The organism is Pseudomonas germanica, from assembly GCF_019614655.1.
Lineage (GTDB): Bacteria > Pseudomonadota > Gammaproteobacteria > Pseudomonadales > Pseudomonadaceae > Aquipseudomonas > Aquipseudomonas neuropathica.
The window spans coordinates 4,581,469-4,596,562 of record NZ_CP071586.1 but is presented as its reverse complement, the minus strand read 5'-3'; the positions used below and the strand labels follow the sequence as shown (position 1 = coordinate 4,596,562).

At 60.9% G+C, this 15,094-nt stretch carries 14 protein-coding genes; 8 read left to right on the top strand and 6 right to left on the bottom strand.

What is annotated here, in order from left to right:
- Positions 1-61 precede the first annotated feature (61 nt).
- From J0G10_RS20170 to J0G10_RS20160, 3 genes are all read left to right on the top strand, one after another.
- Entirely contained in the window at positions 62-553 is a 492-nt protein-coding gene (locus J0G10_RS20170; protein WP_095050567.1) for a sigma-70 family RNA polymerase sigma factor, read from the top strand.
- Positions 554-593: 40 nt separating this feature from the next.
- Positions 594-1,577, top strand: a complete 984-nt coding sequence (locus tag J0G10_RS20165; RefSeq protein WP_220556552.1) for a FecR family protein — start codon at positions 594-596, stop codon at positions 1,575-1,577.
- A gap of 98 nt (positions 1,578-1,675) precedes the next feature.
- Entirely contained in the window at positions 1,676-4,102 is a 2,427-nt protein-coding gene (locus J0G10_RS20160; protein WP_220556551.1) for a TonB-dependent siderophore receptor, read from the top strand.
- Positions 4,103-4,190: 88 nt separating this feature from the next.
- Here J0G10_RS20160 and J0G10_RS20155 read toward each other — a convergent pair whose 3' ends face one another.
- Entirely contained in the window at positions 4,191-5,342 is a 1,152-nt protein-coding gene (locus J0G10_RS20155; RefSeq protein WP_220556550.1) for an MFS transporter, read from the bottom strand.
- A gap of 283 nt (positions 5,343-5,625) precedes the next feature.
- Between J0G10_RS20155 and J0G10_RS20150 the strand changes: the two genes are divergently transcribed.
- Positions 5,626-6,606 (top strand): diaminopimelate epimerase, encoded by a 981-nt coding sequence (locus J0G10_RS20150; RefSeq protein ID WP_220556549.1) that lies wholly within the window; start codon positions 5,626-5,628, stop codon positions 6,604-6,606.
- A 264-nt stretch (positions 6,607-6,870) separates the two neighbouring features.
- Here the strand turns inward: J0G10_RS20150 and codA are convergent, their stop codons facing one another.
- From codA to J0G10_RS20125, 5 genes are all read right to left on the bottom strand, one after another.
- Positions 6,871-8,118 (bottom strand): cytosine deaminase, encoded by a 1,248-nt coding sequence (gene codA, locus J0G10_RS20145; protein WP_095050572.1) that lies wholly within the window; start codon positions 8,116-8,118, stop codon positions 6,871-6,873.
- A gap of 14 nt (positions 8,119-8,132) precedes the next feature.
- A complete protein-coding gene (codB, locus tag J0G10_RS20140; RefSeq protein WP_095124413.1) occupies positions 8,133-9,404 on the bottom strand; it encodes a cytosine permease in 1,272 nt (423 codons plus the stop codon).
- Between the two features lie 298 nt (positions 9,405-9,702).
- Positions 9,703-10,515, bottom strand: coding sequence for an alpha/beta fold hydrolase (locus J0G10_RS20135; protein ID WP_220556548.1), 813 nt, complete (start codon positions 10,513-10,515; stop codon positions 9,703-9,705).
- 200 nt (positions 10,516-10,715) lie between these two features.
- Positions 10,716-11,072 carry a 6-carboxytetrahydropterin synthase QueD gene (gene queD, locus J0G10_RS20130; protein ID WP_007915588.1) on the bottom strand — a complete coding sequence of 119 codons (357 nt, stop codon included), beginning with the start codon at positions 11,070-11,072 and terminating at the stop codon, positions 10,716-10,718.
- 85 nt (positions 11,073-11,157) lie between these two features.
- Positions 11,158-12,237, bottom strand: coding sequence for a hypothetical protein (locus tag J0G10_RS20125; protein ID WP_095050575.1), 1,080 nt, complete (start codon positions 12,235-12,237; stop codon positions 11,158-11,160).
- A gap of 242 nt (positions 12,238-12,479) precedes the next feature.
- Here J0G10_RS20125 and J0G10_RS20120 point away from each other — a divergent pair, with 242 nt between their 5' ends.
- From J0G10_RS20120 to J0G10_RS20105, 4 genes are read left to right on the top strand one after another with little or no spacing between them, the layout of a single operon-like run.
- A complete protein-coding gene (locus J0G10_RS20120) occupies positions 12,480-12,788 on the top strand; it encodes a PepSY domain-containing protein (RefSeq protein WP_095124415.1) in 309 nt (102 codons plus the stop codon).
- Positions 12,788-13,099, top strand: coding sequence for a PepSY domain-containing protein (locus J0G10_RS20115; RefSeq protein ID WP_095050577.1), 312 nt, complete (start codon positions 12,788-12,790; stop codon positions 13,097-13,099). The genes J0G10_RS20120 and J0G10_RS20115 overlap by 1 nt, the downstream gene beginning before the upstream one ends.
- 3 nt (positions 13,100-13,102) lie before the next feature.
- A complete protein-coding gene (locus tag J0G10_RS20110) occupies positions 13,103-13,771 on the top strand; it encodes a response regulator transcription factor (protein ID WP_038362523.1) in 669 nt (222 codons plus the stop codon).
- Complete coding sequence (locus J0G10_RS20105; RefSeq protein WP_220556547.1) at positions 13,768-15,081, top strand: sensor histidine kinase; 1,314 nt, start codon at positions 13,768-13,770, stop codon at positions 15,079-15,081. The genes J0G10_RS20110 and J0G10_RS20105 overlap by 4 nt, the downstream gene beginning before the upstream one ends.
- Positions 15,082-15,094: the final 13 nt, after the last annotated feature.

Genomic DNA, 15,094 nt, shown 5'->3' with positions numbered 1-15,094 from the left:
TCGCCTTAATAGGAAGCATTACTATTCATGCCCCTTTCCTCAGCACGCCGCCAAAACCCCCATGCGTCCCCGCAGACCCGGCTTTTTCGAGCACTACGAAGAGTTGATCGGCACCTGGACTCGTCGCCTGCGCAATCGCGCGCAGGCCGAGGATCTGGCGCACGACACCTTTGTGCGGGTGCTTGAGTCCGATTCGGCAGCGGTGCAGCAGCCACGGGCGTATTTGCACCAGACCGCGCGCAATATCGCGGTCGACGGTTATCGGCGTGAGGATCGGCGCGGCGCTATGGAGTCGCAGGACATCGATCACAGTGAGTCGTCAATCGGCGACCCTGAGCATTACATGCGTGCGATCCAGTTGGCCGATTCCATCGAACGGGCGCTCGCTGAATTGCCGATCAACTGCCGCAAAATTTTCGTCTGGCAGAAGATCGAAGGCCTGACTCAGGCGGAAATCGCCGAACGCCTGGGGCTGTCCAAGAACATGGTGGAAAAGTATATGATCCGCACCCTGCGCCATCTGCGTGATCGACTGGACGGGTTGCAGTCATGAGCCGCTGCCCCCTTTCATCTTCAGCCCAACAGGACATTCCATGATGGAGACGCGTGCTTGCGCGTGCGGGCAAACAACGGTGCGCGATGACGCGGCTCGCTGGTTTGTGCGTTTGCAGGAGCCGGCCGTCAGTGCCGACGAGCAGCAGCGCTTTGACGCCTGGCTGAATGAACATCCGCAGCACCGTGACGAATTTCAGTTGCTGCAGGGCTTGTGGTCGGCGGCCGATCTGCTCCCGGCGCCACGCCTCAAAGCCCTCGCTGAAACCCCGCCGAACCGTCGCCAACGCCGTCCGTTGTTGCGTTATGCCGTGGCTGCGAGTGTGCTGGCGGTGGCGCTCGGGCTGGGCTTGTTCAGTGGCTTGAATCATCCGGGCGGCTACAGCGCCGAGTTCGCCACGGCGCTAGGCGAACGCAAACACGTGGCGCTGCCGGACGGCTCGTTGATCGATCTGAACAGCCGCAGCCGCTTGCAGGTGCGTTACGAAAAGAATCGTCGCGTCATCGAGTTGGCCGAAGGTGAGGCGATGTTCAGCGTCGCGCACGACACTTCGCGACCGTTCGTGGTCGAGGCCGGCAGCGGCAAGGTCACGGTCACCGGCACGCGTTTTGATGTGCGCCGCGACGTCACGCAAACCCGCGTGGCGGTTGAGCAGGGCACAGTGAAAGTGCAGGGGCGTGATGCGCCGGACAATCAATTCATCAACCTGACCGCCGGCCTCGGCACCTCTGTCGATGCACACGGTAAAGTCGCCGCCGCCTACTCGGTCAATCCAGCAGAACTGACGGCATGGCGCAGCGGCAAACTGGTGTTCAACAACGCCAGCCTCAGCGAAGTCGCGGCCGAAGTGTCGCGTTATCGTGAGAAGCCGCTGACTGTTGCCAACCCGGCCGTGGCCAGTCTGCGCCTGACCAGCGTGTTCAAATCCGACAACACCGATGCCTTGCTCAAAGCCTTGCCGAGCATCCTGCCGGTGGCCGTTCGCACCCTTGCCGATGGCAGTCAGGAAATAATCTCAAAATAAAATTCAGGTTTTTTTCGAGTTCAGCGTCTTCCTGTACAACTGCAACTGGTTTGCATTAACAGCCGCACACTCTTGCGATTCACAGGACTACGTACGACGTGAAGAACACCCCTGCCAACAACAAAAAATCCCCTTGGCTGCCGCTGGCTCTTGCGCTGGCGGTCAACGCTGGCATGCCGCTGGCGTTCGCCGGTGAAGCCATTCATATCCGTGCGCAGCCACTGGGCCAGGCCCTGAGCGAACTGGGCCAGCAGACATCGCTGCAAGTGTTTTTCAGCCCGGATCTGGTCGCCGGCAAACAGGCGCCGGCGGTCGATGGTGATATCTCCCCGGAGCAGGCGCTGCGCCAATTGCTGCAGGGCAGTGGTCTGGATTATCAGATCAACGAAGGTTCGGTGACGCTGTCGCCTGCCGCAACCTCCGCCGCCAGCAACGGCCCGTTGGAACTGGGCGTGACCGACATCAAAGTGGTCGGTGACTGGCTAGGCGATGCCAACGCCGCCGTGGTGCAGAACCACCCCGGCGCGCGCACGGTGATCCGCCGCGAAGCGATGGTTGAACAGGGCGCAATGAACGTCAGTGACGTGCTCAAGCGTGTGCCGGGCGTGCAGGTGCAGGACTCCAACGGCACCGGCGGCAGTGACATTTCCCTCAATGTCGGCGTGCGCGGTCTGACTTCGCGTCTGTCGCCGCGCTCCACCGTGCTGATTGATGGCGTGCCGGCGGCGTTTGCCCCATACGGCCAGCCGCAACTGTCTATGGCGCCGATTTCCTCGGGCAATCTTGACAGCATCGACGTGGTACGCGGCGCCGGTTCGGTGCGTTATGGGCCGCAAAACGTCGGCGGGGTGATCAACTTCGTCACCCGGGCGATCCCGGAAAAAGCCACCGGTGAAATCGGCACCACCCTGGAAACCACCCAGTACGGTGGCTGGAAACACATCGACACCGCGTTCCTCGGCGGCACCGCCGACAATGGCATGGGCGTGGCGTTGCTGTATTCCGGCGTCAACGGTAACGGTTACCGCGAGCGCAACAACGGCAACGACATCGACGACGTGTTGCTCAAGACGCACTGGGCGCCGACCGATCAGGACGATTTCAGCCTCAACTTCCACTACTACGACGCCACGGCCGACATGCCCGGCGGTCTGACGCAGAAGCAGTACGACGCCAAACCGTACGACTCGGTGCGTGACTACGACCAATTCACCGGTCGGCGCAAAGACGTGTCGTTCAAGTGGATCCGCCAGATCGACGAACGCACCCAAGCGGAAATCCTCACCTATTACACCGACAGTTTCCGTGGCAGCACCATCGCCGCCCGCGACCAGAAAACCCTCAGCTCCTATCCGCGCTCCTACTACACCCTGGGTATCGAGCCACGGGTGTCGCGGGTCTTCGATGTCGGCCCGACCACGCAGGAAGTCAGCGTCGGTTATCGCTACCTGAAAGAGGCGATGCACGAATCGTCGAGCCGTGTGGCGCTGGTCAACAACCAGCCGGTGCTCACGCCGACCTCCGACGGCCATGTGTTCCAGGACCGCACGGGCGGCACCGAGGCCAATTCGGTCTACCTCGACAACAAGATCGACGTCGGCAACTGGACCATCACTCCCGGCATTCGCTTCGAACACATCAGCACCGACTGGCATGACCGCGCCGTGCTCGACACGGCCGGTAAACCGGTGCAGGCGAAAAACCGCAGCATCGAGAGCAACGAACCGTTGCCGGCGCTGAGCGTGATGTATCACCTGTCGGACGCCTGGAAACTGTTCGCCAACTACGAAACTTCGTTCGGCAGCTTGCAGTATTTCCAGCTCGGCCAGGGTGGTTCGGGGGATCAGACCGCCAACGGTCTGGAGCCGGAAAAGGCCAAGACCTACGAAATCGGCACGCGCTACAACGACGATGTGTGGGGCGGGGAAGTGACGCTGTTCTACATCGACTTCGATGACGAGCTGCAATACATCAGCAACGATGTCGGCTGGACGAATCTCGGCGCGACCAAGCACCAGGGCCTTGAAGCGTCGGTGCATTACGACATGGCGGCGCTCGATCCACGTCTAGACGGTTTGACCGCCAACGCTGGTTTCACCTACACCCGTGCGACCTACGAAGGTGAGATTCCGGGCTTCAAGGGCCGTGATCTGCCGTTCTATTCGCGGCAGGTGGCGACCGTCGGGTTGCGTTACGACATCAACCGCTGGACCTACAACATCGACGGTTTCGCTCAGTCGAAACAGCGCTCGCCGGGCACCGGTGTGAATGCCGACGGCAGTTTCAACGGCAACTACATCACCGATGGCACGGCAGATGGGCAATATGGCGACATCCCGGGTTACGTGACCTGGAACGTGCGTGGGGGTTATGACTTCGGGCCGCAGGTGTCGAATTTGAAACTGGGCGCCGGGGTGAAGAACATCTTCGACAAGCAGTACTTCACTCGCTCCAGCGACAACAACTCGGGGATGTATGTCGGCGCGCCGCGCACGTTCTTTGTGCAGGCCAGTGTCGGCTTCTAAAGCATAAGATCAAAAGATCGCAGCCTGCGGCAGCTCCTACATTGGAATGCGTTCCTGTAGGAGCTGCCGCAGGCTGCGATCTTTTGCTTCAGACTTTCAGGACTTTGCCGCCGATGGCCACTGCCACCAACAACACCGCCATCAAGCCAAAGGCAAAGCTCAAACTGCTGGCATGGGCGACAAAGCCGATCACCGCCGGCCCCGCCAGAATCCCTGCATAACCCAGCGTGGTAATGGCCGGCACCGCGATGCTTTCCGGCATCACCGTCTGCTTGCCCACTGCCGTGTACAGCACTGGCACGATGTTCGAGCAACCAGCGCCGACCAACGCGTAACCGACCAGCGCCGCTTCCCAGTTTGGCGCGAATGTCGCCAGAAACAGGCCGGCCGCTGCCAACAGACCACCAAACAAAATGATCCGTGTTGCACCGACCATCCGCACAATCCGGTCACCCATCAAACGTCCGGCCGTCATGGTCAATGCAAACGCCGCATAACCCAGCCCTGCGTACGCCGTGTCGATCCCGCGTTCCTGCGCCAGAAACACCGCACTCCAGTCCAGCGCCGCGCCTTCAGTCAGGAACACGATGAAGCACATCCCGCCGATAAACAGCACGATGCCGTGAGGGATGGCGAATGCCGGTCCGGAGCTTTCACTGCCGTAGGGCAGCATGTGCGGCACGCATTTGAACAATGCCGCGATCAGCATGACAACCACCACCAGCATGGCGGCCAGTGGCGTCAAACCCAGGCCGAGCAAGGCACTGACACCCGCCGCGCCGACAATCCCGCCGAGACTGAACAAGCCGTGGAAACCCGACATCATGTTCTTGCCGCTGGCGCGCTCGACGATCACCGCTTGCAGGTTTACCGTCGAATCCACCGTGCCCAGGCCAGCGCCGAACATGAACAGCGTGGCGATCAGCGCCGGTATCGACGACACCGTGGCCAGCAACGGCAGCGCCGCGCAGATCAACAAGGTACCGCCGGTAGCGACGCGCCGACAGCCAAACCGTGTGGCCAGAATCCCCGCCAGCGGCATCGCCAGAATCGAACCGACGCCGAGGCACAACAGCAGCAAGCCCAACGTGCCTTCATCCAGTCCGGCGCGGGCCTTGGCGTACGGCACCAAGGGCGCCCACGCGGCGATGCCGAGCCCAGCGATGAAAAAGGCGATGCGCGTGGACATCTGTTGCAGGCGTCCGGGGACGAAAGTGTCTTGGGGGTTGAGGCTGGTCATATCGATCCTTGGCAAAAAACATCGCGTCCCCGAAGGACAGTGATTCAGCGACGAGGTTCGATCGCCGGCCATTCGGGGAAGTACAGACAACATCCTACCCTGTGGGAACAGAGACTCACCAATAAGCGGTCATGGACATCCCCCTGTGGGAGCGAGCCTGCTCGCGCAGGCGCAGTGTCAGCTGAAAAATATATCGACTGACACACTGCATTCGCGAGCAGGCTCGCTCCCACAAGGGATTGCGTTTTACAGTGGCCTTCTTCGGCGACAGGGGCAAACACTGATGACGCAATTCTACGATGCACGCGGCAATATCTATGGCGTGATCTCGCCCACCGAATTACGCGAGGCGGGCGTTGATTTACCTGCCAGCGCGTCCGGATGCGCCTCGTCGCGTCAGTCCTGGAGCGAAGCAGCAATCAAACTCTGCTGTGACTGGCCCGAAGGCCAGCGCCCGGCAAACAGCAAATCCCACCGCAGTGACGGCCTGCTGATCGGACCGTTCCAGACGTCGCCGCCATTCGACGTGCTGATCGTCAACACCGACGGCACCCTCGCCGAGCGCAGTGGCAACGGCCTGACGATTTTCTCGCAGGCGCTGACCGAGCAAGGCTTGATGCCGGAGGAGGGCGCGTTGTTGCGCGTGCATCACGACAAGGGTGACGCCGTGGAGACCTCGGTGAAACCGGCCGAAGTCGAAGGCGTTGAAGGTTTCTGGCTTGATCTCGGCCAACCGCGATTCGGGCCGGATGCCGTGGGCGCGCAGGTGGTTGAGAGCCTTCAGTTCAACGGTCGGGACGTGAGCCACGTCGCGCCCTTGGCACAACTTGATTGCGAGTGGGCGCACAGCCAGTTCGTGCGCATCGGCAACCCGCATTGCGTAACCCTGCTCGCCGACGAAGCGGCGTTGCCGAGCAACGAGCCGATGCGTGAATCCCCCCTGAGCGAAGGGTTGACTGCAATCGCCTACGCCATGCCCACCGGTGGCGGTGATCCGTGCCCGGCGGGCGTCAATCTGCAATGGGCGGTGCTGGAGTCGCCGCAGCGAATCCTCGCCCGGGTGTTCGAGCGTGGCGAAGGGCCGACGGCTTCATCCGGGACCAGCGCCAGTGCGGTGGCTTGCGCGGCGTGGCGAGTGGGTTGGGTCGCGGCGGGAGAAGTGCAAGTGGTCATGCCCGGTGGCACGGCGCCGATTTTGCTGGAAGAGGCGGACGGAGAATTAGTGCGGGTCAGATTGTTTGGTACGGCGCGGCTGATGGGCTGAATTCAAAACCGCCATCGCTGGCAAGCCAGACTCCCACAGGGTTTTGTGGTGAACACAAATAGTATGTTCAAACACATAACCCTGTAGGAGTGAGCCTGCTCGCGATAGCGGAAATACATTCAACATAATATCGCCTGATACACCGCTATCGCGAGCAGGCTCACTCCTACAGTGGATAGTGGCTGTACTCAGTTTTGTGTTCAGCATCAAACCCTGTGGGAGTCTGGCTTGCCAGCGATGGGGCCATCGGCCTCAACACAAGTCTCAGCTCAGCGCGGTACTGAATTCCACCACCGGCATCTGCCGCTTCATCAACACCTTGCCGCCACGAATCGAATACAACGGCAGCCCCTGACTACGAATTACCTCGTAATCGCTGTCCGCCGACAGAATCAGCAGATTCGCCGGACGCCCCTGTTCCAGGCCGTAACGCTCACCCAAGTGCATGGCTTTGGCGCTGTTGTCGGTGACCAGATCCAGCGCACTTTGCAGGTTGCGGTAACCGAGCATGTGGCAAATATGCAGCCCCGCCTCAAGCACTCGCAGAATGTTGCCGTTGCCCAGCGGATACCACGGGTCGACGATGGAATCCTGACCGAAACACACGTTCATGCCGGCTTCGAGCAGCTCATTCACGCGGGTCACGCCACGGCGTTTGGGAAAGTTGTCGAAGCGCCCTTGCAGGTGAATGCTCTCGGTCGGGCAGGAGACAAAACTGATCCCGGAGTGGCCGAGTAAACGGAACAGTTTGGCGCAGTAGGCGTTGTCGTAGGAACCCATCGCCGTGGTGTGGCTAGCGGTGACCAGCGCGCCCATGTCGCGGCTGCGCGCTTCTTCGGCGAGCACTTCGAGGAAGCGCGAATGCGGGTCGTCGGTCTCGTCGCAATGTACGTCGACCAGGCAACCGGTGCGCTCGGCCAGGTCCATCAGGAACTTCACCGAACTCACGCCCTGATCGCGGGTGTATTCGAAATGCGGAATCCCGCCGACCACGTCGGCGCCCATGCGAATCGCCTCTTCCATCAGCTCGCGGCCATTGCGGAACGACTCGATGCCTTCCTGCGGGAACGCGACGATTTGCAGGTCGATAAGGTGACGGCTCTCCTCGCGCACTTCGAGCATGGCTTTGAGCGCGGTGAGTTGCGGGTCGGTGACGTCGACGTGGGTGCGCACGTGCTGGATGCCGTGGGCGGCCAGGGCCTGAATGGTTTTCTTCGCGCGGGTCTTGGTGTCTTCTTCGGTGATGGTGACCTTGCGCTCGCCCCAGCACTCGATGCCTTCGAACAATGTGCCGCTCATGTTCCAGCGCGGCTCGCCAGCGGTCAGCGTGGCGTCGAGGTGAATGTGCGGTTCGACGAAGGGCGGCACCACCAGATTGCCGCCGGCATCGAGGTCATCCGGGCCAAGGGTCGGCGCTTCGGTCTGCCGGGCGATGCTGCGGATCAGACCGTCTTCAAGGTGCAATTCGTGCAAACCTTCCTGGTTGCGCAAACGGGCGTTGATGATGTGCATCAGGCGAGTCCTTTTTATAAGTCTTGTAGTGGCGCGGTCGCGCTGCGAGCGCCGAGTACGCCGGTGACGATGACATACGTTAGCGCGGCAGCAGCGATCCCTACCAGCGGCGCGACCCACGGCGAGCTGAACGCGGCGACGGTGCCGACCGCATAGGCCCCGAGTCCCGGCCAGTTGAACGCCGGTAACCGTGCGTCGGCCAGGCGCGGATAACGCCCGCGCCAACGGAAGAAGAAGTCCGCCATGATCACCCCGCCAATCGGTGGAATCACCGTGCCGAGCAGAATCAGGTAAGGCACCAGCATGTCGTACATGCCCAGCAGTGCGAGCAGAGTGCCGATCACCGCACCGGCGAGGGTCACGGTTTTACGTCGGCCGGTGCGCAGCAGATTGCAACCAGCGACGGCGAAGTTGTAGATGGTATTGTCCTGGGTGCTCCAGATGTTCAGCAACAACATGGCCATCGCGGCCATGGCGAAACCTTGTAACAGCAGCACTTCAACCACGTCGGGTTGTTGGTAGACGATGGCGCCATACGCACCGATCAGCACCATCAGGCCATTGCCGATGAAGAATCCGATCAGGCTGGCCAGCACCGCCACCCGCGCCGAGCGCGAGAAGCGTGTCCAGTTGGTCGCCTGCGTGGCGCCGCTGACGAAGGTGCCGAACACCAGAGTAATCGCCGTCGACCAGTCCAGCGAACCTGTCGGGACGACGCTGAGCAAACCTTCGAAACCGCCGACTTTCACCGTCGCCACCCACATCGACAGCATCAGTAGCAACATCATCGCCGGCACCGCGATGTAAGACAGAATCTCCAGTCCGCGATAACCGACGTAGGCCGTGGCGCAGAACAGCAGACCGAACAGGACCATCAGGCCGAGCACCGTACTTTCGTCGAGATTGAAATATTTACCGATCACCACGGCAGCCGTCGCCGTGCCCCAGGCGTACCAGCCGATCTGGGTGAAACCGAGGATCAGGTCGCTGAGCTTGCTGCCAACTTCGCCGAAGCAGAAGCGCCCCATCAGCACTGAGTTGAGGCCGCTTTTGAAGGCGATGTAACCCAGGCCCGCCGCATACAAACCGAGTAACAAATTGCCGACGACGATCACCGCCATCATCTCGGCGAAACTGAACGCCACGCCGAGCTTACCGCCGGCAAACATGGTCGCGGTGAAAAATGTGAAACCGAGCAGCACCATCGCCGTCGAGGCCAGGCCTTTGCGTGCATGCATGGGGACTTCGCTGAGGGGGTAATCGTTGCCGGGATCGTTCTGCGTCATGGGGCGGTCCTTGCTGGAGTGGAGGAGACGCGGGGGAGGGTTGCAGTGGTCGTGCCAAATGCCGGATGGCGCGGGTTATGTATAGACGAGTCGCGTCGGCAAGCGCGAAAACAGTGCACCTGAATACACCGGAGCCCCAATGTAGGAGCTGCCGAAGGCTGCGATCTTTTGATCTTGTTTTTGATCGTTCCCAAGCTCTGCGTGGGAATGCTGCCCGGGACGCTCCGCGCCCCACTTCAAAGCCGAACGCGGAGCGTCCGTTGAGGCATTCCCACGCAGAGCGTGGGAACGATCAAGGTCAGAGGAAGCGCAGCAGGGCGGCGACGATGGCTTCGGGGGCGTCTTCCTGGACGAGGTGTCCGGCGTTGGCAATCGGGTGGAATCGTGACCCCGGGATCATTTGATGTAACGCGCGGCCACGCTCGATGGGAATCCACTGATCCTGCTCGCCCCAGAGAATCTGTACCGGGCAGCGGATCGTTGGATACAGGCTTTCTGCTTCTCGGGTATAGCGCTCATCCATCTGCGCAATCTGCCGATAGAACGCCGCTTGCCCCGGATCGCCAAGCCACGGCTGCACATAGGGTGCGAGTTCGTCGTCGGGGATATCCCGGTGAATCGCCCCGCGAATATAGGTCGGCACGATGGCGCACTGAATGTAGTCGGGGATGCCACTAAACGCCGCTTCATGCTGACGCACATGCTGCACGAATGGCGAACCCCATGGTGTCAGCGCGACCGGATCAATCAGGGTCAGGCTGCGGTAATCCCTGCCGTTGAGCAGATGTGCGCGCAGCACGGTGGCGCCGCCGAAGTCGTGGGCGACGACGTCAGGGCGTTGCAGATTCCAGTGATCGAGCAGTTGCGTCAGCAGGTGATTTTGCACACCGAGGGAGACATCGGCGTCCGGTTGCTCGGAGCGCCCGTAGCCCAGCAGATCGAAGTAATGCACCCGATGCGTGGCGAAAAAGTGCGGTGCGATCCGATGCCACACGTATGACGAAAACGGCGTGCCATGCACGAACACCAGCGGCGGGCCATCGCCGCGCACGGCATAGCGGACCTGTCGGCCGTTGAAGTCAAAGACCTGATCCAGCAGCCAGTCTGTCATGGGCCTGTCCTCTTGGCGGGTGGGAGCCAAAAAGCATAGGCGTAAAAAAACAGCCGTGAAGGCTGTTCTCTGGCAAATCACTGTTTCCTTGTGGGAGCGAGCCTGCTCGCGAAAGCGGTGTGTCAGTCGATATCAATGTCGGCTGACACACCGCTTTCGCAAGCAGGCTCGCTCCCACAGGAGTATCTGGGTTTCAGAAGTTACTCACCGCGATAGATGCAACCGCTGGTGCAGGTCTCGTGAATACGGATCGCGCTCAGTTCCGGCAGCAACGGCTTCATTTCATTCCAGATGAATTTGGCCAGTACTTCGCTGGTCGGGTTTTCCAGACCGGGAATGTCGTTCAGGTAGTTGTGATCGAGACGCTCGTACAGCGGCTTGAAGATCGCCTTGATTTCAGAGAAGTCGCGGATCCAGCCGGTGTGCGGATCGAGGTCGCCGCTGAGGTGAAGCGCCACTTTGAACGAGTGACCGTGCAGACGCCCGCACTTGTGGCCGTCCGGGACGTGCGGCAGGCGGTGGGCGGATTCGAAAGTAAATTCCTTGAAGATTTCCACAGTATTTTCGGCTCTGTTCAGATGGCGTTCGCCGCAGCGATTCGGGCAGGCGGCGAGTTTACCAGCTTGTGTTTGGCCGTGCTGACTAAAGGGTCAGCAAGCGCTCGGCGAGGCGACCATTGGCAGTCAGTTCAAGAAATTCATCGCCCAAGCGGCGGCTCTCGTCCATCGCTGCGTGCCAGTATTTCTGCCGGCTCGCTGCATCGCCCATAAAGCGCTTGAAGTCGTTGCGGTCAGGCAATTTGCCGTAGGGCAGGCGCGCCAGATATTCCTTCGACGGCGCGAGCAGCAGCACGTCCTGCAAGCGCTCCACCGAGGCCTTGCGCCACGGCAGGGTCTTGTCGAACCAGCCCGGAATGACCCGGTCGGTGAAGTGCGGATAGAGCACGATGCCGTCACCGCTGTAGGGCAGGTCGAGGTGATAATCGAGCAGACCACCATCGCGGAAAGTGCCAGCACCGGCGCCCGGCAAATCCCGTACACCTTCCATGACCATCGGGATCGAACCCGAGGCGAGCAAGGCCTGACGCAGGTTGCTGGCATTCAGGGCGACGAAGCGCGACGGGAAGTCGTTCAGCGCATTCACCGGCGGGGCCAGGCGTGGGTCGTGGATGATCAAGCGTTCGAAGTGTCGCGACAGGCGCGCGCGGCCGCGCAAGTTGTCGGCGATCACCGAACCCAGCGCCAGACCCAGGCGACCGCGATGGTCATCAGCCAGGCGCCCCTGACTTTTCACCACCATGATGTTCAGGCGGTAATGCGCGTTGTCGAGGATGCTCGCGTCGCGGCCGTCGAGCAGGTCATGGAGCATGCGCTGCGAGCTCTGACTGATCTCGGCCATGGTCACGCCTTTGTTGAAGTTCTGCTCGGCGTACAGATGGCCGAGACGCCGGATGCCTTCGGCGGCGTCCGGCAGGCAGGCACTGGCGAAGCGCCAGGAACCGACCGAGGCGCCGATCAGCGAACGCTCGCGCGGCGCGCTGGGCAGCCATTCACCGAACAGCGCCAGATCCAGCCCCTGAATCCCCAACGCCTTCGGCCCACCGGCAGCGCCGGGCAGGGTGCCGACGTCGGCGGCATTCAAGCCTTGGGCACGAATGCGCGCCATGGCGCGTGGGCCGGCTTTGAGGGTGAGGGCGGGGAATTTGATGTGGATGGCGGTCATACCGGTCTCGATCGTTAGCAAGCGAACAATTATAAGCACATGTTACAAAATCCTGTAGGAGCTGCCGAAGGCTGCGATCTTTTGATTTTGTTTTGAAAAGACAAGATCAAAAGATCGCAGCCTTCGGCAGCTCCTACGCGGGGATATGTATTGAGCGGGAGCAATGATGGCAATTCAGTTTCAGTTAAGTTCATCCCGCTAAGGTGCCCACCGTATGCAACACATAAAAATATGGAGACACCATGAAAACCCTGACTGCCCTGTCCATTGCCTCGATTATCGGTTTCACTGCCAGCCTTGCCCATGCCCGCGATCTCGGCCCTGACGAAGCCCTGCGTCTGCGCGACGCTGGTACTATCGTCTCCTTCGAGAAGCTCAACGCCACCGCGTTGGACAAACACCCGGGTTCGACGATCACTGAAACCGAGCTGGAAGAAGAGTACGGCAAGTACAGCTACCAGATCGAAATGCGCGATCCGCAGGGCGTCGATTGGGATCTGGAATTAGACGCGGTGACTGGGCAGGTTCTCAAGGATCATCAGGATAAGTAATGAAGGTTAATGTTCGCGCCACCAGCCGTACGGCATTGGCGCTGGTGATTTTCTGCTCGGCCGCGATGGCGCGTGACCTCGATCAGGACGAAGCCCTGAGTCTGCGTGAGAAGGGCGTGATCCTGCCGCTGGAGCAAGTGCTGCAGCAGGCGCTGGATCGCTATCCCGGCGCAAAACTGCTGGAAGTCGAGCTGGAAGAAAAACACGACGTCTATATTTATGAAGTCGAGTTGCTGACCGTCGAAGGTGTCGCCCGTGAGCTGCACTTGAAGGCCGATACCGGCGAACTTGTGAAAGACAAGGAAGATTGATCGATGCGTTTGCTTTTGGTGGAAGACCACGTACCGCTGGCCGACGAATTGCTCGCCAGCCTGCAACGACAAGGTTACGCGGTCGATTGGCTGGCGGACGGTCGTGATGCGTTGTATCAGGGCAGTAGCGAGCCCTATGACCTGATCATTCTCGACCTCGGCCTGCCGGGTGTGCCGGGGCTTGAGGTGTTGGCGCAGTGGCGCGCCGGCGGTCTGGCGATTCCGGTATTGATTCTCACCGCGCGTGATTCCTGGGCCGAGCGCATCGAAGGTCTGAAGGCCGGCGCCGATGATTACCTGACCAAACCGTTCCACCCCGAAGAGCTGCAGTTGCGCATTCAATCGCTGCTGCGCCGCTCCAAAGGCCAGGCCAATCAGCCGACATTGCAGGCGGCCGGTCTGCATCTGGACGAGGGTCGGCAATGCGTGGTGCGCGACGGCGCCGATATTCAACTGACTGCCGCCGAGTTCCGTCTGCTGCGTTATTTCATGCTGCACCCGGAGCAGATTCTCTCCAAAAGCCATCTCGCCGAACACCTCTACGACGGTGAAACCGAGCGCGATTCCAACGTCCTCGAAGTGCACGTCAATCACCTGCGGCGCAAGCTCGGCAAAAGCGTGATAGAAACCCGTCGCGGCCAGGGTTACCTGTTCGGCGGGCAGGCTTCGTGAGGTCGATCCAGCGCCGCTTGAGCCTGGGTTTGATCAGCGTGATGGTGGTCGTCGGTGTGGTGGTGGCGCAAACCAGTCTGTGGTTGTTCGAAGTGGGTTTGCAGCGCTACCTCGAAGCCGGCCTGCGCAACGACAGCGAGAGCCTATTGGTGGCGCTGGTTCGTGGCCCACAAGGGCTGCAACTGGATGAAAGACATCTGTCCCCGGCCTACCAGCGGCCGTTTTCCGGGCACTACTTCCGTATCGATTTTGCCGACAGCCACTGGCGTTCACGCTCGTTGTGGGATCAGGACCTGCCGCTGCTCGACCATCCCGGGTTGCACAGCAATCTGCAACTGGGGCCGGACGGTCAGCAGTTGCTGGTGCTGCGCTCGGATTATCGGCGCCTGGGCCAGTCGATTTCGATCAGCGTCGCGCAGGATTACACCCCCGTGCGCGAGAGCTTTCAGCGCATGCGCCAGATCGGCCTCGGCCTCGGTCTGGCGGCATTGTTACTGATTCTGTTCTTGCAGCGATTGACCGTGCGCCGCGCGCTGAAACCGCTGGAAAGGGCTCGTGAGCAGATCGCGCAATTGCAGCAGGGCCAGCGTTCGCAACTCGATGATCAGGTGCCGGTGGAACTGGAACCGCTGGTGGCGCAGATCAACCATTTGCTCGCGCACACTGAAGACAGCCTCAAGCGTTCACGCAATGCCTTGGGCAATCTCGGGCATGCATTGAAAACGCCTTTGGCGGTGTTGTTGAGCCTGGCCGCCAGTGAAAAACTCGATGCGCATCCCGAGTTGCGCAAGGTGCTCAAGGAACAGCTGGAGCAGGTGCAGCAACGGCTCAATCGCGAGTTGAACCGTGCGCGGCTGTCCGGTGATGCACTGCCGGGGGCGCTGTTTGATTGCGATGCGGAGCTGCCGGGGTTGTTGGCGACGTTGAATATGATTCATGGCGAGCATTTGGCGCTGAGTTATGTCGCGCCAGCGGGGTTGCAACTGCCGTGGGATCGCGAGGATTTGCTCGAACTGTTGGGGAATCTTCTGGATAACGCCTGCAAGTGGGCGGACGCCGAGGTGCGTCTGAGTGTGATTGAACGTACGGATGGATTCGCCCTGAGCGTGGAAGATGACGGCCCGGGGATTCCCGAGGAACAGCGCGCTCAGGTATTCAGTCGCGGTACGCGGCTGGATGAGCAGACCCACGGGCATGGGTTGGGGCTGGGGATTGTGCGCGACATCGTCGATACGTGGGGCGGGTTGCTGGTGTTGGGCGAGAGTGAGTGGGGCGGGTTGAAAGTGGTGATCGAGTTGCCTCGGCGGTGAGCCTCTAAAAGCC